Origin of the sequence: Priestia sp. TRN 1309 (assembly GCF_050846875.1) — a bacterium.
GTDB classification, from domain to species: domain Bacteria; phylum Bacillota; class Bacilli; order Bacillales; family Bacillaceae_H; genus Priestia; species Priestia zanthoxyli.
On the sequence record NZ_JBOZGM010000003.1, the window covers coordinates 705,817 to 724,862 of the forward strand.

Annotated in this window: 20 protein-coding genes; 7 read left to right on the top strand and 13 right to left on the bottom strand. The window is 37.7% G+C overall.

Features of this window, described 5'->3' with window-relative positions:
- The first annotated feature begins 78 nt into the window (after window positions 1-78).
- Window positions 79-819 carry a bis(5'-nucleosyl)-tetraphosphatase PrpE gene (prpE, locus tag ACRPLQ_RS15720; RefSeq protein ID WP_098625764.1) on the top strand — a complete coding sequence of 247 codons (741 nt, stop codon included), beginning with the start codon at window positions 79-81 and terminating at the stop codon, window positions 817-819.
- A 33-nt stretch (window positions 820-852) separates the two neighbouring features.
- Here the strand turns inward: prpE and ACRPLQ_RS15725 are convergent, their stop codons facing one another.
- The 4 genes from ACRPLQ_RS15725 to ACRPLQ_RS15740 form a co-directional block, all read right to left on the bottom strand.
- A complete protein-coding gene (locus ACRPLQ_RS15725) occupies window positions 853-1,746 on the bottom strand; it encodes an RluA family pseudouridine synthase (RefSeq protein WP_028412351.1) in 894 nt (297 codons plus the stop codon).
- A gap of 14 nt (window positions 1,747-1,760) precedes the next feature.
- Complete coding sequence (locus ACRPLQ_RS15730) at window positions 1,761-2,558, bottom strand: NAD kinase (RefSeq protein WP_025749877.1); 798 nt, start codon at window positions 2,556-2,558, stop codon at window positions 1,761-1,763.
- Window positions 2,559-2,619: 61 nt separating this feature from the next.
- Entirely contained in the window at window positions 2,620-3,255 is a 636-nt protein-coding gene (locus ACRPLQ_RS15735) for a GTP pyrophosphokinase (protein WP_014461566.1), read from the bottom strand.
- A gap of 27 nt (window positions 3,256-3,282) precedes the next feature.
- Window positions 3,283-3,669: a hypothetical protein gene (locus ACRPLQ_RS15740; protein WP_014461567.1), complete on the bottom strand. Its 387-nt coding sequence runs from the start codon at window positions 3,667-3,669 to the stop codon at window positions 3,283-3,285.
- Window positions 3,670-3,885: 216 nt separating this feature from the next.
- Between ACRPLQ_RS15740 and ACRPLQ_RS15745 the strand changes: the two genes are divergently transcribed.
- From ACRPLQ_RS15745 to ACRPLQ_RS15765, 5 genes are all read left to right on the top strand, one after another.
- Window positions 3,886-4,476: a CYTH domain-containing protein gene (locus ACRPLQ_RS15745; protein WP_033578053.1), complete on the top strand. Its 591-nt coding sequence runs from the start codon at window positions 3,886-3,888 to the stop codon at window positions 4,474-4,476.
- A gap of 4 nt (window positions 4,477-4,480) precedes the next feature.
- On the top strand, window positions 4,481-5,170 hold the full coding sequence (locus ACRPLQ_RS15750) for a lytic transglycosylase domain-containing protein (protein ID WP_049162940.1): 690 nt from the start codon (window positions 4,481-4,483) through the stop codon (window positions 5,168-5,170).
- A gap of 286 nt (window positions 5,171-5,456) precedes the next feature.
- Entirely contained in the window at window positions 5,457-5,867 is a 411-nt protein-coding gene (locus ACRPLQ_RS15755; protein WP_013055433.1) for a globin-like protein, read from the top strand.
- Between the two features lie 26 nt (window positions 5,868-5,893).
- Window positions 5,894-6,745, top strand: coding sequence for a ClpXP adapter SpxH family protein (locus ACRPLQ_RS15760; protein ID WP_432236168.1), 852 nt, complete (start codon window positions 5,894-5,896; stop codon window positions 6,743-6,745).
- A gap of 294 nt (window positions 6,746-7,039) precedes the next feature.
- Window positions 7,040-7,219 (top strand): hypothetical protein, encoded by a 180-nt coding sequence (locus ACRPLQ_RS15765; protein WP_014461572.1) that lies wholly within the window; start codon window positions 7,040-7,042, stop codon window positions 7,217-7,219.
- A gap of 31 nt (window positions 7,220-7,250) precedes the next feature.
- On the opposite strand, the gene pepF is transcribed toward ACRPLQ_RS15765, so the two are convergent.
- The 4 genes from pepF to mecA all read right to left on the bottom strand — a co-directional run bounded on the left by pepF (window position 7,251) and on the right by mecA (window position 12,945).
- Complete coding sequence (pepF, locus tag ACRPLQ_RS15770; protein ID WP_034267646.1) at window positions 7,251-9,068, bottom strand: oligoendopeptidase F; 1,818 nt, start codon at window positions 9,066-9,068, stop codon at window positions 7,251-7,253.
- Window positions 9,069-9,231: 163 nt separating this feature from the next.
- Complete coding sequence (locus tag ACRPLQ_RS15775; protein WP_432236162.1) at window positions 9,232-10,413, bottom strand: competence protein CoiA; 1,182 nt, start codon at window positions 10,411-10,413, stop codon at window positions 9,232-9,234.
- A gap of 119 nt (window positions 10,414-10,532) precedes the next feature.
- Window positions 10,533-12,050: a cardiolipin synthase gene (gene cls / locus ACRPLQ_RS15780; protein WP_025749882.1), complete on the bottom strand. Its 1,518-nt coding sequence runs from the start codon at window positions 12,048-12,050 to the stop codon at window positions 10,533-10,535.
- A gap of 214 nt (window positions 12,051-12,264) precedes the next feature.
- Entirely contained in the window at window positions 12,265-12,945 is a 681-nt protein-coding gene (mecA, locus tag ACRPLQ_RS15785; protein ID WP_013055427.1) for an adaptor protein MecA, read from the bottom strand.
- Window positions 12,946-13,305: 360 nt separating this feature from the next.
- On the opposite strand from mecA, the gene ACRPLQ_RS15790 reads away from it, so the two are divergent.
- Window positions 13,306-13,971, top strand: a complete 666-nt coding sequence (locus ACRPLQ_RS15790) for a TerC family protein (protein WP_165635468.1) — start codon at window positions 13,306-13,308, stop codon at window positions 13,969-13,971.
- Between the two features lie 96 nt (window positions 13,972-14,067).
- Here ACRPLQ_RS15790 and madM read toward each other — a convergent pair whose 3' ends face one another.
- The 5 genes from madM to ACRPLQ_RS15815 all read right to left on the bottom strand — a co-directional run bounded on the left by madM (window position 14,068) and on the right by ACRPLQ_RS15815 (window position 18,753).
- Window positions 14,068-14,829, bottom strand: coding sequence for a malonate transporter subunit MadM (gene madM, locus ACRPLQ_RS15795; RefSeq protein ID WP_049162932.1), 762 nt, complete (start codon window positions 14,827-14,829; stop codon window positions 14,068-14,070).
- The gene (madL, locus tag ACRPLQ_RS15800) at window positions 14,826-15,239 is read right to left on the bottom strand and encodes a malonate transporter subunit MadL (RefSeq protein WP_033578048.1); all 414 of its coding nucleotides are present in this window, start codon (window positions 15,237-15,239) and stop codon (window positions 14,826-14,828) included. Before madL ends, madM begins: the two co-directional genes overlap by 4 nt.
- Window positions 15,240-15,434: 195 nt before the next feature.
- Window positions 15,435-16,331: a LysR family transcriptional regulator gene (locus tag ACRPLQ_RS15805; protein WP_033578047.1), complete on the bottom strand. Its 897-nt coding sequence runs from the start codon at window positions 16,329-16,331 to the stop codon at window positions 15,435-15,437.
- A gap of 201 nt (window positions 16,332-16,532) precedes the next feature.
- Window positions 16,533-16,931: a transcriptional regulator SpxA gene (gene spxA / locus ACRPLQ_RS15810; RefSeq protein ID WP_013055422.1), complete on the bottom strand. Its 399-nt coding sequence runs from the start codon at window positions 16,929-16,931 to the stop codon at window positions 16,533-16,535.
- A 418-nt stretch (window positions 16,932-17,349) separates the two neighbouring features.
- Window positions 17,350-18,753, bottom strand: a complete 1,404-nt coding sequence (locus ACRPLQ_RS15815) for an amino acid permease (protein WP_165635467.1) — start codon at window positions 18,751-18,753, stop codon at window positions 17,350-17,352.
- Between the last annotated feature and the right edge of the window lie 293 nt (window positions 18,754-19,046).

Sequence of the window (19,046 nt, forward strand, 5' to 3'; positions counted from 1 at the left end):
GTTCTACACATAGTTTGCTCCATATAAGGGTAATTTTATATCGTCAAAGGAAAAACCTTTTAAGGATGTGGATAAAAGATGAAAGTAGATATAATAGGCGATATCCATGGATGCTATGATGAATTAAAAGCGTTAACAGAAAAACTTGGGTATGAGTGGCAAGACGGGATTCCTGTCCACTCTGACGGACGGCGCCTTGGATTTGTAGGTGATTTAACAGACCGAGGACCTCATTCACTAAAAGTGATTGAGCTCGTATGGTCACTTGTAATCAAGCATCAGCAAGCTTACTACTGTCCAGGCAATCACTGTAATAAGCTATATCGCTTCTTTTGCGGTAACAAAGTGCAAATTACTCATGGGTTAGAAACGACCGTTGCTGAGTACGAAGCCTTGCCTTCAAGAGAACAGAAATTCATTAAAAAAAAGTTTATTGAGCTTTATGAGCAATCACCTCTATATGTGCAGCTTGATCAAAATCAATTAATTATTGCTCACGCCGGCCTTAAAGCTGAATACATCGGCAGAACGGATAAAAAAGTTAAAACCTTTGTGCTATACGGAGACATTACGGGTGAAAAACATCTAAACGGTATGCCTGTCCGACGGGATTGGGCCCAACATTATAACGGAAAACCTTTTATCGTGTATGGGCATACACCCGTAGTAAAAGCCAGAAAAATTCATAATACCATTAATATTGATACGGGCGCAGTTTTTGGAGGGGCTTTAACGGCGTTTCAGTATCCTGAAGGGAATATTATATCGGTGCCTTCATCTATGCCTTATGTAGAGGAAAAATTTAATCACTTCGTGTAAAAAGAAAGTCGCTTTTCATTTAAAAAGCGACTTTTATCTTACGATTTGAAGTTTCTGCATATCTGGCGGCAAAGGTGCTGTAAAAGACAACGTTTTTTGTAAAAAAGGATGAAAAAAAGTGAGCTCATAGCTGTGGAGAGCTTGACGAGAAATAAGATGATTCGTTCCGCCGTATAGGGTATCTCCAAGCAGTGGATATCCTTTATAAGCCATATGAACACGAATTTGGTGAGTTCTCCCCGTCTCAAGCGAAAGAGCAACTTCTGTAAAAGAAGAATACGGACGAAGCGCCGTATAGTGTGTAATAGCAAACTGCCCATCTTCTCTTACTTCCCGTTCGATGATACTTGACTCTTTTCGGCCAATCGGTGCCTCTATCGTTTCCTTGCCAACAAGCTTACCATGAACAAAAGCTCGGTACACGCGTTTAATTTCATGCTCTTTTTGTGCTTTAGAGAATAAGTAATGAACGTGCCTATGCTTAGCGACAATAAGCAGCCCAGATGTGTCTCGGTCTAACCTGTTCACAAGATGAACAGTCGAGTTAATGTTATTTTTCTCATAATAATAGAGCACAGCATTACTTAGTGACCACGTTAGATGTTCTCGAGAAGGTATACTTGGCATGTTTGGCTGCTTATTCAAAACTAATATATACTCATCTTCGTATACAATATCCAAAGGTATAGCTTTAGGAAGAAGACTTTCACTTGCTTTTTCTGGTGGAAACGCTACCTTGATTTCGTCACCTTTTTGCAGAATATATCGAACCGTTGCATGCTTTCCATTTACTTCAATCGCTCCTCCTCTGAACTTAATGTCCGTCAGCGAAGCTTTGGAAATATCATGTTCTTTTAAAAATTCACGAACCGCTACACCCTCGAAAGAATGATCTACGGTCCAACTCAACGTAAAAACTTGTTTCATTCTCTTCCCTGCCTTTAATCATCACATACAAAAGAGTCTCTGACACGCTGCCAGAAAGGAAACGCGCGAAAGCGAGCAAATCGAATTTTTTCGCTTGCTACCCGAAATTGAATCGACTTTACATCTTTATGTAAAAGAGTTAAATGATCAATGGTAATTTGAAAGTCTGCGTCGTTAACAGGCTTTAACAGCGCTGTATGATGTCCAGGAAGAACCAATGGAGAACCTATCGTACGGAACACTCGATTGTTAATAGAAGCCATTTCAGCAATTTGAATAGCTTGAAGCGAAGGATGTAAAATCGCGCCTCCAAGGGATTTGTTATAAGCTGTACTTCCCGAGGGAGTGGATACGCAAAGGCCGTCTCCTCGGAATGTCTCAAATCGCTGCCCTTTAATTTCCACATCCATTACTAAAGAGCCTTCTACACTTTTCACCGTACATTCATTCAGAGCTAAATATCGAGCTTCGCGTCCACCGTTCGTATAGCGGATAATCACTTCGAGCAGTGGATACTCTACAGTCTGATAGGGTGTCTTTGCAATAGCAATCACCAGCTTCTCAATCTCATCAGGTGTCCAATCTGCGTAAAAGCCTAAATGACCGGTATGAACCCCAATAAAAGCCGTCTTGTCAAGTCGGTTTCGATAGCGGTGAAACGCGTAGAGAAGCGTTCCATCCCCCCCTACTGACACTACAATATCAGGCTGGTTTTCATCATATTCTAAATGAAAATCTAATAAATACGTTTTCATTTTTTGCATAAGCGTATTTGATATTTGGTTGCCTTTTGATGTAATAGCAAATTTTATTTTCTCCACCTAATTCTCTCCCCCTATCCATCCAGTGTACAAAGCTGTTGCTGAGTCATACCTAAGATTCTTCCGCCGATTCTTTTTTTCGTGAGAAAATAGCCTGGGCTTCTTGAATCTCACCTCGTATTTGAGACATTTCTTCATCGAGCTGAGTAGCCGCTTCAGAAGCACGCTGAAGTCGCTTTTTGATATTCTCAGGGAATTTCCCGCTGTACTTATAATTTAAAGAATGCTCAATTGTAGCCCAAAAATTCATAGCCAGTGTACGAATTTGAATTTCCACTAAAATTTTCTTTTCACCTTTAATTGTCTGAACAGGATAACATACGACCACATGATATGAACGATAGCCGCTTTCTTTTTTATGAAGAATATAATCTCTTTCTTCAATCAATTCAAAGTCTGTGCGCTGACGAAGGAGCTCTACGACCGCTTTAATATCGTCCGTAAATTGACACATCATACGGAGTCCTGCAATGTCCTGCATCTCTTCCTCTAAGCGATCGAGAGAAATTCCTTTTCGAGTCGCTTTATCCAAAATACTGGCGATAGGCTTTACTCGTCCCGTCACGAATTCAATAGGTGAATGCGTAGACTTCATATCATACTGTGAACGAATTCCTTTTAATTTCACCTTAAGTTCTTCAACGGCTTGTTTATACGGTGCTAAAAATAAATCCCAATGCCTGATCATTAATAACACCCCCCTTTTTTCTCTCTGTTACTTATTTTCTTTATCTAAAAAAACTTCCTCTACTCTTGCTACCATCTCGTCTCCATAATTCACATTTCCTTCGATGTTACTGATGAGATAAGACAGCTCTTCTTTAACGGCTGATAGCTCAATTACTTCCTTATTAATTTCTAAAAATACTTTCATATCTTTATGTAAGACGTGCTTTAAATTCGCCCAAATATTATCACTAAGGCCAACATACATAAATTGATCATTAATATCTACAACATATACAAATGACATGTTATCTGAGTCAACAAGCATTTGTTTTGTATCTTCCAATTGTTCAATTTCCGTCTCAATAGGGTCTGCTTTTAAATGTAATTCATTTGATTTCATCACACAGGTAGTGATGTCAATTCGATTGTGCATAAATAAACTCCTTCCAACTATACAATTCGTTACTATTTTAACACATTCCAGGAACGTTTAATAAAGGTAAAACCTAAACAATCCGTATTTCTTCATTTTCCAAGTTCCCCATATGGATATTCCTGTTAGGAAATGTAGTTTTACTGTCTCAAAAAGTGTGATAAATTAAGATGGAAAGTGCCTTACCAAAAGACCTAAATTAAAAGGATGATTTCATTGAAACAAGAAATTGAAATTGAATTTAAAAATATAGTAACGAAAGAAGAGTTTGATCGTCTCCGCTCACATTTTCAATTAACTGAAAATCAGTTTATTTCTCAAGAAAACCACTATTTTGATACACCTGCTTTCTCATTGAAAGACTGCGGAGCTGCCCTGCGAATTCGAAGCAAAAAAAATAAATTCGTTCTCACGCTAAAACAGCCTCATCAAGAGGGCCTTTTAGAAACACATGAAGCATTAACAAATGAACAAGCTAAAGAATTGCTAGATGGCAGCGCCAAGATTCCGTCAACGATTCAACAGCTTATTACTGATTTACAAGTCGATAGCCATTCGCTAACTTATTTTGGCACTTTGCGTACAAGTCGAGCAGAAATTCCATATAAGAACGGGTTACTTGTACTCGATCATAGCTTTTATCTAGGTGCTGAGGACTATGAACTCGAATACGAAGTAACCGATGCCAATGAAGGGGCAAAATATTTTGAGCAATTGCTTATGGAGCTTGATATTAAAAAGAAACCAACGGAAAACAAAATTCGACGGTTTTACAAGCGAAAGTATACGTTAATGGATGGAGAATAAATTCATGAGCATGAATATTAACCATTACATGTCTTCCGTTCAATTTCCTGGAACTCAGCCATTTTCAGTTAACAACCAGCTGCCAACAGCTAACGTGATGCTTGGTACAACTTTACTCTCTGTATTTGCTCAGCTTTTTCAAGACTACGTCAATCAAGAGCCTCAAATGAGTACCAACCTTTACTTGCAGGCAGCGCAGATGTTTCCAGCTACAGCGGTTCAAACGCAATCCCAGCCATCTGTTTCTTCTTCAGATAAGGCAGCCGCTTCAACTGCTGCCTTATCTGCACAAAAAAACGAAACGGCAAAGGCCAGTTCTCAGGATGTACAAACGATAATTAATGAAGCAGCTGCACGCTACCAGCTGGATCCTAAACTTATTCGTTCTGTTATTAAACAAGAGTCAAATTTTAATCCCTCTGCCAAAAGTTCTGTCGGAGCGGCTGGGCTTATGCAGCTAATGCCAGCAACCGCTAAAGCTCTTGGTGTAGAAGATCCGTATGACTCCAAGCAAAATGTATTTGGAGGAGCCAAATATCTTCGACAAATGTTAGATAAATACGACGGAAACGTGAAATTAGCGTTGGCAGCCTACAATGCTGGACCAGGTAATGTCGATAAATACGGCGGAGTACCTCCTTTTCAAGAAACGCAAAAATATGTAAATAAAATTATGTCTTCTTATCTCGTGTAAAAGAGTCCAATCATTCGCGACTCGACCATGGAATGACTGTAGTTTGTCGAGGTTACACTATATAAATAGAAGGAAACGTTTGTGAAAGGATTCCTTTGTTTCTCATACTAAGTGATTCGCCACAGCATCATAGACTTTTCTTATGTAAAATTCCACTTTATCTCTTTTCCAGTAGAAGAAGTAAGCGGATAGTTTGAGTTAACGAAATGACACTGCTAAAATTAAGGAAAGTAAAAAACACCAAAGAGTTAAGACGTATATTTCTTATAACAAAGGAGTTATCAACATGAGAGAAAAAATCCACTCCCCTTACGAATTATTAGGCGGTGAACATACGATTTCAAAACTTGTTGATGCTTTTTATACACGCGTTGGACAACATCCTGAGCTCGCGCCAATTTTTCCTGATGATTTAACAGAAACAGCACGAAAGCAAAAGCAATTTCTGACACAATATTTAGGAGGGCCTTCGCTATACACTGAAGAGCATGGTCACCCTATGCTGAGAGCTAGGCATCTTCCTTTTGAAATTACACCGTCAAGAGCCAAAGCCTGGCTGACGTGTATGCATGAAGCAATGGACGAAATTAATTTAGAAGGCCCTGAGAGAGATGAACTTTATCATCGTCTTATTTTAACTGCCCAACACATGATTAATTCACCGGAACAGACAGATGAGAAAGGATTTTCACATTGAGTAATCTAAACAGCCAATACCCATCCTTGCATCAGCTTTGTCAAGGTTCAAATAAAAAACCGCTTGAAATCTATGTATTTGTTGACCCTCTTTGTCCAGAGTGCTGGGCACTCGAGCCTATTCTAAAGAAGTTACAAATAGAATATGGTCAGCTGTTATCCCTCAAGCATGTGCTTGGCGGAAACTTGCAGCAATTAAATATTGGAGCACAGCAGAGATTTGAACATATTGCAAAATCGTGGGAGAAAACTGGAAGCCGCTCCGGCATGTCATGTGACGGCAACCTGTGGCTTGAAAACCCCATCGATACTCCTTACGCTGCATCAATTGCAATTAAAGCGGCCGGGCTGCAAGGAAAGAAACAGGGCATTCGCTTTTTGAGAAGACTTCAAGAAGTAGTATTTTTAGAAAAACAAAATGTTACAGAAGAATCTGTCTTAATACAATGTGCAAAACATGTGGGGCTAGATGTTAATGAATTTGTAAAAGATTTGCATTCAGATTACGCTGCGAAGGCTTTTCAATGTGATTTAAAAATCACATCGGAAATGGATGTCGATGAGATTCCAACTCTTGTGTTCTTTAACGAAAAAGTTGAAGAAGAAGGCATTAAGATATCAGGATACTATTCGTACGAAACATATGTACACATCATTAAAGAGATGTTAGAAATTGACCCAGATCCAGCTTGTCTTCCGCCTCTTCGTTCATTTTTAAGCTATTTTCAATTTGTTGCTTCAAAAGAAGTTGCAGTTGTGTATGGTTTATCATTAGAAGAGGCTGAAAAAGAATTGAAAAAACTTCAGCTTCAGCAGATTGTTGAAAGAGTTCCTGTCAAATATGGAACCTTTTGGAGAAGTACTGAAAAGAGCTGTTAATTATTAAATGTTGATGCTTATCCTAAGCATCAACTACACAAAAAAGACTTGGCTTTCGCCAAGTCTTTTCGTTTGTCTTAAGACAACAAGGGGATGGGAGAAATTTTTCACGGTCAAACAAAGGGGTATATGTTTGTTTTGTGATAAACTTCACGATTAATACTATAGCAAATTATGTCGACTTTTGGCAACCCCTTTTTTCAATTTTATTCACTTTTTTATAAAAAAACTTCATAAACAGCCAGATTCACTCATATAGTACAACCAATTATGCTTTTAATAGAGGTGTTAACTATGAAAATTGCTGGAATTACTTTAGGGGTTGTGATTCTTTTGTTTTCTTTTTTATTCTATATTTTATCTCTTATGCAGCTTGTTCCTCTCATTATCGCAGGCCCTCTCTTATTTTTAGCTATTCTTATTATTTTTACATTGCTTAACAATCACAACAAATTTCGGGGATTTAAAAAATGAAGCAGGATACAGCTCCTGCTTCATTTTAATTTTATTGATTTAATAAACGTTCCATTTCCGTTAATTTCTCTTCAAATACGGCTAGCGCTTCTTCGATAGGCTGAGATGTTGTCATGTCCACTCCTGCTTTTTTCAACACTTCAATTGGATAATCAGAGCTTCCTGACTTTAAGAAACCTACATAGCGCTCAACAGCTGCATCTCCTTCTTCAAGGATTTGCTTGCTTAATGCCGCTGCTGCACTGAATCCTGTAGCATATTGATAAACGTAGTAATTGTAGTAGAAATGCGGAATACGAGCCCATTCTAACCCAATCTCTTCGTCAATTACTAAGTTGTCTCCAAAATATTTTTTATTTAAGTCATAATATAATTTTGTTAATAATTCAGGTGTAAGCGGCTCTCCGTTTTGAGCACGCACGTGCACATCGTGCTCAAATTCAGCAAACATCGTTTGACGGAATACCGTACCGCGGAACCCTTCTAAATAATGGTTAAGCAAGTACAAACGCTGCTTTTCATCATCAATCGTTTTTAGTAAATAATCGTTTAGAAGCGCTTCATTACACGTGGAAGCTACTTCTGCCACAAAGATTGAATAATCTCCATAAGGATATGGCTGCGTTTTTCTTGTGTAATAACTGTGTACAGAATGGCCAAATTCATGGGCTAGTGTAAACAAGTTATTTACATTATCCTGCCAGTTCATTAAGATATAAGGATTGGTGCCGTACGTTCCTGAAGAATAAGCACCGCTTCGCTTGCCTTTGTTCTCATGAACATCTACCCAACGATTTTCAAATCCTTCTTTTAACACATTAAGGTAGTCTTCACCTAGTGGTTTCAGACCTTTTAAAATATAATCTTTTGCTTCTTCATACGTTACTTCCATTTTTACGTCTTTTACTAAAGGCGTATAGAGATCATACATATGAAGCTCTTCAATTCCCAATACTTTCTTACGTAAATCAATATATCGATGCAATAAATGCAAATTATCGTTCACTGTTTTAACTAAGTTATCGTATACTTCTTCTGGGATATTATTTGTGCTAAGAGCTGAGTGACGAGCTGAATTATAGTGACGAACGCGGGCGCTAAAATTATCTTTCTTCACCGTGCCGCTTAATGTACTTGCAAACGTATTTTTAAATTTACCGTACGTTTCGTACACCGCTTTAAACGCTTCTTCTCGTACGCGGCGATCGCTGCTTTCTAAAAAACGAATATAGCGTCCGTGCGTAATTTCTACTTCTTCTCCATTTTCGTCTTTAATAGAAGGAAATTCTAAATCCGCGTTGTTTAACATTCCAAACGTGTTGCTTGAAGATCCTAATACTTCAGAAGCCTGAGCGAGAAGCGCTTCTTCGCTTTCTGATAAAATGTGCGGACGCTCGCGAGTAATTTCATCTAATGCATGAGCATATAACTTTAGCTCTTTATGTTCCGCCATGTATTGTTTAATTTTTGATTCTTCAATAGACAAAATTTCTGGTGTTACATAAGATAGTGCACTTGCAATTTGAGTATAAAGTGTTTTGATGCGATCATTTAACCCTTGATAAAAAGAATTAGTGGTATCTTGATCGTAGCGCATATGAGCATATGTATAAAGTTTACTAACGCGCATTGTGAGCTCGTCTTGCTCTTGAAGAGCGTCGTATAAAGTTTGAGCGGACTCTCCAAGTTTCCCTTTGAATTTTTCCATTTTTGGAATAAGAGCTTTTACTTCTTCAAATTCTTTTTCCCATGCGTCATCTGAAGCAAAAATATCTTCTAGTTTCCACGTATCTTCTACTTTTATCTCGCTTCTACTTGGTAACTTTTTTACTTTTGATTGTTCACTCATGGTCATCCCTCCATCTTTTTCTACCTGTCTATAACTGTTCGCTTTTTCTAAGGCGAATCCTTTTTATTTCTTTGGTTATTGTATGTTGTTTTAAAAGAATTAATCAAAAGTCAGTACGCTTTTGAAAAAAGGATTCTTTCTTAAGCGTACTGATTTTCAGTGGTTATGTCACTTCTTTTGCTTGATTTAACCACTTTTTCATCATCTGTCCATCTTCTAAAAAAGCATCGGATGTTTGCTTTGGAATCGTATAAGGCCTTCTGATTTTGTATAACCCAGAAGTTATAGACGTTAGTATCCCTAACCGGCATAATACCTCTATATACTCAAACAAGGGCTGTGCTACAACAACAGGGGCCATCGGCAAAGACCGAAACACAATATGCCTCTGATGAATTCTGTAGAGCCATATCCTGCATAACTCTTTTTCTGTAACTAAATCCCCTACCTGCTTCTGCTGCATTAAATCAAGAAGCAGCCACGTTTGCCATATGGTAGCAGACGTTTCAATCATGTATAAAGAAGGCAGCGGCATGCCCGCTTCTGCTGGAATATGAGAAGGAGGAATATTGTTTTCATAAAGAGCGTGTAAAAAAGGCTGAAGCTTCTGATTAGGATAGAGGATATAATGCGTTCTCCATGCCTTCTTTTTCTTTACCCATGAAGAGAAAAATTGAGGCTGTGTATGTGTAGAAAAAAGATCATGAAAGGTATGCTCGTGAGGAGAGAGCACGACAAGCTGTGCATAACAAATTTGAGATGAAAAAGGCATAAGATGTTCAAGTTTCAACAGCTGATTAGTAGAAGGTGAAAAATAAAGAAGTGTGGGCGTATAATCGGAAAGAGTGAGAAACTGCCACTCTTGAAAAGAAAGTTGATACATATAAGTGGATAAGCGTTTCATTCTTTTTGCTCCCATAATCCAAAGAGGCATATAATTTCCTTTCTCATAATGAATAGAACGTTTGGTTAGCACTGAGGAAGATAAGGACGCACATTGAAATTCGATTGCATATTTTTGCGAAGGGGTATCTATAAGAAGATCTGGACGCTGCATAATGTCAGGAAGGTAACTTTCTAACTCGACTTCAAGATGAGAACTAAACCAGTGAAACAGCTTTCGCTTTCCGTCAAGATGATAATCTGTTTCACCTTCATGCTGAGCGACGCACGTTTTTTTCAGGTGAGCAAAATGAGGGATTTTTTTTGTACCTACCTTTAACTGTACAGGGGATTGACAAGAGGGACAGTAGAACTGCTTTTCTTTTTTCCACAGCTTAAGCTGTTCAAGCGAAAAGCGCTGAGCTAGTGAAATGAGGCCTTCTTCTGTTCGGGCAACTAACAATCGTACATTTCTCCTTCCTATAGTAGCGAGCTATACCCTTGTATTCGACATCTTTCTACTAAACCCTTTTCTTTCAGAAAAAAACCACATTGCAGCATACGCAATGTGGTTTACAGCGATTATAATAGCGGTGAAAGCAAACGAGCTGTTGATTCAAACAGCCGCTGTATAAATGGCCGCTTTTCAAAGTCTTTAAAGTGAAGCTCACTCGTTTCTTCTAAATCTTGCATATATTCATATACGAGCTTTTGGGTACTAGCTGTGCGATATAAAAAAGCATTTACTTCAAAATTCAGATGAAAGCTTCTCATATCCATGTTAGCTGTTCCAATAGAGGCAATTTCTCTATCAACAATCACAATCTTGCTGTGCATAAATCCTTTTTTATACTCGTAAATTTTCACACCTGCTTCTAGCAGCTCAGGAAAATAAGAGCGTGATGCATGAAAAACAATTTTTTTATCGGGCTTCTGAGGTACAAGAAGCCTTACATCTATACCGCTTAAAGCAGCTACTTTGAGAGAAGTAAAAATATCTTCATCAGGTATGAAGTAAGGAGAAGCAATCCAAATGGACTCTTTCGCAGACGTAATCATCGAAAAAAATAAGTGTTTAATAATTTCCCACTCACGGTCTGGTCCGCCGGCAATCATTTGAACACCGCCGCACTTTTCCATATCAATGTCAATTAAATCCGGCGATAGATACGTTTGAGTAAGCATCGTCTGTCCTGTCATATAATACCAGTCTTGCAAGAAAATAAGCTGTAATGAACGGACTGCCTCACCCTTCACCATCAAATGAGTATCTCTCCAAAAGCCAAAATGCCGACTTTTTCCGAGATATTCATCACCAATGTTCAAACCTCCTACAAATCCAATTGTTCCATCAATGACTACAATTTTACGATGATTACGGAAGTTGATTTTATTATTGAGAAATGGAAGTCTCACCGGCAAAAACGGAATCATTTCTACGCCCGCGTTTCTTAACTCATGAATATAATGCGGTGAAAGCTGAAAACTGCCCACGGCATCATACAAGAAACGTACATAAACTCCTTCTTGTACTTTCTGAATTAAAATATCTTTAATTTGTTCTCCTAAGTGATCATGTCGTACGATGTAATACTCTAAATGGATATGATGCCTTGCATGCTTTAAAGATTCCATAATTTCGTGAAATGTCTCTTTTCCATTCGTCAATGCGCGCGTATCTGAAGAAAAAGAAATGGGACTCTTGCCAAGCCTCACGGCTAGCTTCAGCATTTGCTTCCTACTGGTGCCCAACTGTTCAAAGTGATTTTCTAATATACCAGAATCTCTTTCCATCTTTAAAAGCACCTGTTCATCCAGCTTTGCTTTTTTAGCAAATAAACGCCGTTTTCGCGTATTGCGTCCAAATAACAAATAAAAAAAGAACCCTATTACTGGAAAACCGCCTAATACTACGAGCCACGTTAGCGTTTGAGTTGGATGACGGTTTTCTAATGAAATAACAAGACCGATGAAAACAACACTAATCGTAATTAAGATACTTAGCACGCCAATAAATTTACCGTCCCAATACCCTTTTGTAAAATAAAGCAAGGCAATAATACCAACAACAAAAATTAAAAGCTGTAATCTATTTTTCAACTTGTTTTCACCTATCCTAAAACCAATCTTTCATCATTCATAACAGGTTTCTATACTGTTATTATCCTCAAACTTGGTATTTTAACACTACACTTTCCCGTGTAGGAACCAGCCGCCTGCTTTTTCTACCTATACTGTTCGACATGAGCGGAGAGCTTTTCCAAAAAAGAGGACAAAACAAAGACCGATTTCATATACATGAAATCGGCTGCTATTATCGTAAAGGAAAATACTGTTTTACTTGTTCAAGTGCATTTTCACTGATTAATTCTTTTCCATATTCCATTAAACGATGAACTGTTACATTTGATTCATTTGCATATTCTAAAATGATACTTAAAATGTTATCAATTTCAGCTACAAAGTCTTCATCATCTGTAAACTCAACGTATAAATAATATTTCCCTTCAAACACGTACATGCTGTTGATGATATCATCTAACTCTAAATGGTGACTTAAGGAAATTAAATGTTCTAAGTCTTGAAAGCGTGCGACGAACTGTAGCCCTTCGTCTTCTATAATTTCTTCTTCAAAATCAGCTTTTTTATTTTGATTCGCTTGATGATCAAGCAACGCTTCAATTTTTCCATCTACAGGGATATCGATTTTATCATTTTCACCAACAGGTACTTCGAACTTTTGACCGTCTTTTGAAACTTGTGCTCTTGTTACGATAACCTCTAGCCCCTTCTCAAGCGCATGTACTTGAATCCAAAGAGGACCTTCTGCTACAAACTCTTCTTCTTGATGAATTTCGTCCATCATCTCCCAGAATAGCTCTTCACTGCGCTCACGGCTAAACCAAATTTCATTGCGATCAAATCCACGTTCTTCAATATCTACGTAAGTGACAAAGAATTTTACTGTGTTTTCATTAATGCGTTCGATTTCCATTATCATCTCTCCCTTCGGAAAAATCAGTGAAGGTAATCCGGCCATTTCGAACATTACCCCTAAACGATGAAGGGACTATTTTACCCCCGTGTTAAAGCAATATTACATGTACTTTCTCACTTTGTAAAGCATTCTAACTTGGGATATACAAGCATACACTATTTGAGTGAACCTTGTATATCTATTTTATGACAAAATGCGAAAGAAAGGAAATAAAAAATACTCTGACAACTCATAGCCACCTTACACCTTACTTTGTTATATACATAATCTCTTTACCCTATGAACGCTTTTTGTTAAAAATGAACACAGATAAAGCAATATGAGCTACTTATCCTTACATATTGGGAGGGAAGACTATTGGATTTAGAATTAATAACCTCCATTCTTCTTATTATCGGTATCGATATTGTATTAGGTGGAGACAACGCTATTGTTATTGCCTTAGCAAGCCGCAATTTACCTGAACATCAACGAAATAAAGCTATTTTTTTAGGGACTGGCTTAGCTGTGATCGTTCGCATTGTACTTACTATTTTAGCTGTTTATTTACTAACTATTCCTTACTTGCAGCTCATCGGCGGTTTTTTATTAGTGATCATTGCCTTTAAGCTGCTTGCATCAGAAGGTGACGATGCATCTTCAATTCGTGCAGGTGTGACGTTAGGCGCCGCTGTGAGAACGATTGTATTTGCTGATATTGTAATGGGACTAGATAATGTAATAGCTGTGGCAGGCGCAGCTCATGGAAATATTATCTTGGTTGTCACGGGACTACTCGTATCCGTCCCTATTATTGTTTGGGGAAGCAAGCTCATTTTGTATTTGATGGAACGGTTTCCCCTGCTTGTTTACGGCGGAGCAGCTATTTTAGCTTATACTGCTGGAAATATGATTGGACATGAAAAGAACTTACATTCATTCTTTGCAGACCATACATCTCTAGGAACATTTATTCCGTTTATAACAATTGCTGTTGTGCTGATAAGCGGCATGGCTGTTAATAGCTTTCGTTCAACTAAATGATACAGAAAAGGCCATACTAAACATTTTTATTTAGTATGGCCTTTTCTTTAGTTTAATGAGCACAGCAGTCTTTTATTCATAAAACACTTTGTACACTTAAAAAATAATCTCTGTGAGTAAAAAAAGAATAGATGGTACGAGTAAGCAACCAAGACCTGTATAAAATGTAGCTGTCATGGCTCCGTAAGGTACAAGTTTTACATCTGTCGCCGCTAAACCAGCTGCTACACCGCTCGTCGTCCCCATAACTCCTCCATAGATCATTGCTGTACGAGGGTTGTTTAATTTGATTTTCTTAGCAAATATCGGTGTCAAAATCATAACTGAAATGGATTTAATTAATCCTACAGCTATACTTAACGCGATAATATCAGAAGAGGCTCCAATCGCAGTTCCAGAAACCGGTCCCACAATATAGGTCACAGCTCCTCCTCCAATTGTAGTCAAAGCAACGGGATCTCTATACCCAAAACAAAGAGCAATAATTACACCTAGTACAAAGGAATAGAAAACCCCAAAAAACAAAGCCGTAATCCCGCTGATTCCCGTTTTTTTGACTTCGCTAAAATTGGCACCGAACGCAGTAGCAATAATGGCAAAATCTCGCAGCATCCCCCCGCCCATTAAACCAATTCCTGAAAATAACTGTATATCAGAAATCCCTTTTTCTCCTCCTGTATTCATTCCACCGATATAAGCAAGGATTAACCCAAACATAATAGCAATAGCAGATCCGTGAACTCTTCCTTTTGTTAATTTATCTGATAAAAAATAAGCAATATACATGACAATCCCAATAATAGCAAATGCCGTAATCAGTCCGTTATTTTCTAATCCTTCTTTAATCATATTCATCATTTTATCTGCTCCTTAGGTAAAATAGAAAGCTCTATTTCTTGTTCATTCACCTTCGCTTTCTCTCCTATTCTGCTGATAAATGGTATGGATAAAAAGCCTACTACGACTACTACCACCCCTGCAAGAATCGCCATGCCTCCTCCATCAAGAGCAGCTACAACATTTTGCTGTGCAGACATCGCTACCACGATAGGAATATAAATTCCTCCCCAAAAAGCAATGCCTTCTTCGGATTTTACTTGGAGCTTATTTTTCTTCTTTAAATAATCCACCGCTAGTACAAGAAGAAGCATGGATACCCCTACTCCCCCAACGTTGGCTTCTACTCCCATCAGCCCTCCTAATGCGTCCCCTACAATTACTCCTATTAACATGCAAATAGACAGCAGCGCTACACCGAAGATTATCATATTACTTCCTCCCCAACCTATCATTGAAAGCGTTTACTTTATGGTTTAAAAATAGTGTAAAGGAAAAAAGTTGAATAACCTATGCATTTTTAGTTATATACTTATATCAAAAATGACATAATGCAGTTTTTCTCTACTGTTCATTTTAGATTTATTCGAAAAAGAAATAAAAACCATGACATTTAGTCATGATTCTTATATGTATTCATGAGGCATATCCGAGGGTAAATGTTTAAAATAATCAATCACAAACTGCCTGAAGATTTGTTGTAAATCCGTCACGTAGCCTCCATTGTTCCAAGTTAAAAAGATTGTACGTTCAAATGTTTCTTCTTCAATTTTTAGCAGTTTTACATCCTTTCCTGTAGAACCTCCCCACGTCACTTCAGGAATAAAACCTATTCCTTGCTTTGCTCTAATCAAACCTCTCACTGTTGCTGGATCATCGCTTTCAAACGTAATTTGAGGTACAAAATTCTGTTCCTTACAAATCGCATCCGTTATTTTTCTTAGCTCTTTCCCTTTCTTTAGCACAATGAATTTCTCATTTTTAAGTTCATTTAACTTTACACGTGATTGCTTGGCTAAATGATGATCAAGAGGGACTGCAAGCAAAATCGATTCACGAAGTAAAGGAGTATGTTCGATCTGACGGGTTGTTAATGGAAAAGCTGAAATACATAAATCAAAATCAGGCTGTGAATAGCTATTAGTCAAATGCTGCATTAGCCGAAAACGCACCTGAGGATATTGCTCACGAAACCTGCTTAATAGCTCTGGAAGTAAATGTGAACTAGCTAACACAACAAGACGAATTTCTTCACATGGATCGTTCGACATATCCTTTAGCTCATGCTTTGCGTCTTCTAATGTTTTTAAAGCACGTTCTACTTTGGAACAGAACGCTTTACCGTACCGATTTAATTTAATGTATTTACCGTTTCGATCAAACAAACGAATGCCTAGCTCTTTTTCCAACTGTGAAATCGTTTTGCTGAGCGCAGGCTGAGATACGTATAGCTCTTCAGCCGCTTTGCTGATATGTTCTAGTCTAGCAACTACTTGGAAATATTTTAGCTGTAAAAGCTCCAATCCGTTCACCACCACTTTTATATGTTTAATTACTCTCTTTCTTTATTAATTACATATATACTTCATTTCCCCTGCTATTTCGACAAAAAATAAGCAGCAGAGGCCATTTGGCTCCCTGCTGCTTATTTTTTATATACCAACTTCAAGCAAACGTTACTTGGTTGGTTTCGTATTTAAATCTTAAACAGACAAATATAAAAATTAACCATTCACAAGTCTTTGAGCTTCGCGAAGTTGGAAAGTACGCACTTTACGTGGTAAGAAACGACGGATCTCGTCTTCATTATAACCAACTTGTAGACGTTTTTCATCAATGATAATCGGACGGCGCAATAAGCCAGGATTTTGCTGAATTAATTCATACAAATCTTGTAAAGGCATAGCGTCTACCTGAACGTCTAGTTTTTGGAAAGTTTTCGAACGTGTTGAAATGATTTCATCTGTTCCATCTTCTGTCATACGTAAAATTTCTTTAATCTCATCGATTGATAACGGCTCTGAAAAGATATTACGCTCTGTATATCCAATATCATTTTCCTCTAACCAAGCTTTCGCTTTACGACAAGATGTACAACTTGGTGATGTATATAATGTAACCATTTACTCCTTCACTCCTTCTATCATAATCGGTCATAACATTCAAAACATGAACTGTAAATCATGTTGTTTTATACAAACTTCAACGAGTGTAAATATTTAATGACTGATAATGAAAATCGATACTACTTTATAATTACTTTTAAAAAATAATATCTATTTGCATTATACTATAAACTTCATCGGAATGATATACTTTTTAAAGTGAACTAGTACATTAGTTCGTTCCTTCACTGTCATTATTTTCATTACCGATTTTCTTCATTATTTATTTACCACACTACTATTACGAATAAACCTGTAGATTAGTTTCATTTTTTTATTATTTTTTTCTTTCACAAATTCCTCGAACTTTTCAGTCACTAAAAAAGCCTTGCAGAAGAAATGACTTTTCTGCAAAGCTTTTGAGATAATCTCTTATTTATTTAATAGCTGATGTGCTTTTTCCTCGTCTCATTAAGATAGGATACAGTAAAAGCCCGATTACAAATAATCCAATACCTAGGAAAAATGTTTTTAAATCAGCTGTCCCTGTCTTAATCACCCATAGCGAATAAATAAGTGCTAACGAAGCAATAATTCCGTCTTTTACTCGCGATCCTTTAATCGTGTCGTACGTCTCACCCGTCACAATAAGCTTTAATTGATAAACTGTCGTCACGAAATAAGGAACTAAATAGGCAAGAGTAGCTACAACGATAGCGAAATTATAGGCTTGCGAAACTGTGCCTGAAATAGTCGCAAACAAAAACAACTGTGTTAAGCCATTTGTTAATGTTAGTGAGCGGGCTGGACTATTGTTCTGATTCGTTTTAGCAAACCACTGTGGAAACAACCCTGATTTTGCTGCTTGATAAGGAACTTCTGCACTAACAACAATCCATCCAACAGTAGAACCTAATAAAGATATAAGTGCTAAAATGGCCATTACGTAAGCACCTCTATGTCCAATAACCATTTCTAACGTATCTACCAAAGGCTTTTGAGACTGCTGAAGCTGAGCTGTCGAAAGAATCCCCATAGCTAGAAGTGTAATCCCCACATAGATAACCATTGAGATTAATAATCCAAGCAGCGTTGCTTTCTTTACTACTCTTTGTGATTTTGCACGATTAGATAACAGTACAGCTGATTCAATTCCGATAAATGCCCACAGCGTAGCAATGGCTGCTCCATTGACCTGACTTCCTAATCCTACATTTATACCCTTTGAATTAACAAATTCTGTACTGACGAGGTTGGATGCGCTAAATAGCGATAGCGCCACAACAATAAATAAACCGAATCCAATAATTTTAGCTGCCGTTGTGATAAAGTTAATATTACCGGCGCTATTGATATCTCGCTGCAAAATAGCTTGAATTCCCCATAATACAACAGAACATACTAAAAACGTAATAAATTTCCCAGCTTCTAATTGAAAATCTCCGACTGAAAATAAAATATCCTTACTCTCCATTACTGGAAAGAACGTTGTTAAATATCCCGCAAACGATATGATGACAGATGCTGTTGCAGCCCAGTTTGCTGCCCAATAACCCCAAGCCATGCTATACCCAGCTACTTTACCTGCTTTAGGCGATGAAAAAAGGTTCGCTGCATAACTTTGAGGCCCTCCTTTTAATTCAGGCTTTCTCATAACTAAGTTCCCGAACACAAGAGCAATCATGAACACGCCAAGACCTGTTGCAATCCAAGCAAGTGTTGAACCAATTGGACTTGATACGTTTGCTAAATTAGAAGGAAGCATAAATACTCCGCCGCCTACCATATTACCAACTACAAAGGCTGTTAAAAACCAAAGTCCCCATTTTTTGTCTTTCATTTGCTGTGTCTCCTTTTGCCTTCTAAAAGCTTAAACTTTTGACATAGAAAGCTCGATGCTAATCTATTAAAACATAGAAATTATTTATTTCTTCATTTGTTTAACAATATAATATATTAGCACACTAAAGCAAAAAGTGAAATAATAAATCCTTCATTTTCTTTTGGAAAAAAATGCGGCTGAGACATAACTCCATTCATCTATAGATGAACAGACGGGATATATGAGCTCGTGTGGATTGCGCTTGTGACACCGCTGTTCATTTCCATGCAAGACTTCGCTTTCCGCAGGCG

Bases quoted from the DNA above. Each gene is read 5' to 3' on its own strand.
- ACRPLQ_RS15725 (WP_028412351.1), bottom strand. From the start codon at position 1,746: ATGAAACAAGTTTTTACGTTGAGTTGGACCGTAGATCATTCTTTCGAG.
- ACRPLQ_RS15740 (WP_014461567.1), bottom strand. From the start codon at position 3,669: ATGCACAATCGAATTGACATCACTACCTGTGTGATGAAATCAAATGAA.
- pepF (WP_034267646.1), bottom strand. From the start codon at position 9,068: ATGAGTGAACAATCAAAAGTAAAAAAGTTACCAAGTAGAAGCGAGATA.
- spxA (WP_013055422.1), bottom strand. From the start codon at position 16,931: ATGGTTACATTATATACATCACCAAGTTGTACATCTTGTCGTAAAGCG.
- ACRPLQ_RS15815 (WP_165635467.1), bottom strand. From the start codon at position 18,753: ATGAAAGACAAAAAATGGGGACTTTGGTTTTTAACAGCCTTTGTAGTT.
- ACRPLQ_RS15735 (WP_014461566.1), bottom strand. From the start codon at position 3,255: ATGATCAGGCATTGGGATTTATTTTTAGCACCGTATAAACAAGCCGTT.
- madM (WP_049162932.1), bottom strand. From the start codon at position 14,829: ATGATGAATATGATTAAAGAAGGATTAGAAAATAACGGACTGATTACG.
- mecA (WP_013055427.1), bottom strand. From the start codon at position 12,945: ATGGAAATCGAACGCATTAATGAAAACACAGTAAAATTCTTTGTCACT.
- ACRPLQ_RS15765 (WP_014461572.1), top strand. From the start codon at position 7,040: ATGAAAATTGCTGGAATTACTTTAGGGGTTGTGATTCTTTTGTTTTCT.
- ACRPLQ_RS15755 (WP_013055433.1), top strand. From the start codon at position 5,457: ATGAGAGAAAAAATCCACTCCCCTTACGAATTATTAGGCGGTGAACAT.
- madL (WP_033578048.1), bottom strand. From the start codon at position 15,239: ATGATAATCTTCGGTGTAGCGCTGCTGTCTATTTGCATGTTAATAGGA.
- ACRPLQ_RS15750 (WP_049162940.1), top strand. From the start codon at position 4,481: ATGAGCATGAATATTAACCATTACATGTCTTCCGTTCAATTTCCTGGA.
- prpE (WP_098625764.1), top strand. From the start codon at position 79: ATGAAAGTAGATATAATAGGCGATATCCATGGATGCTATGATGAATTA.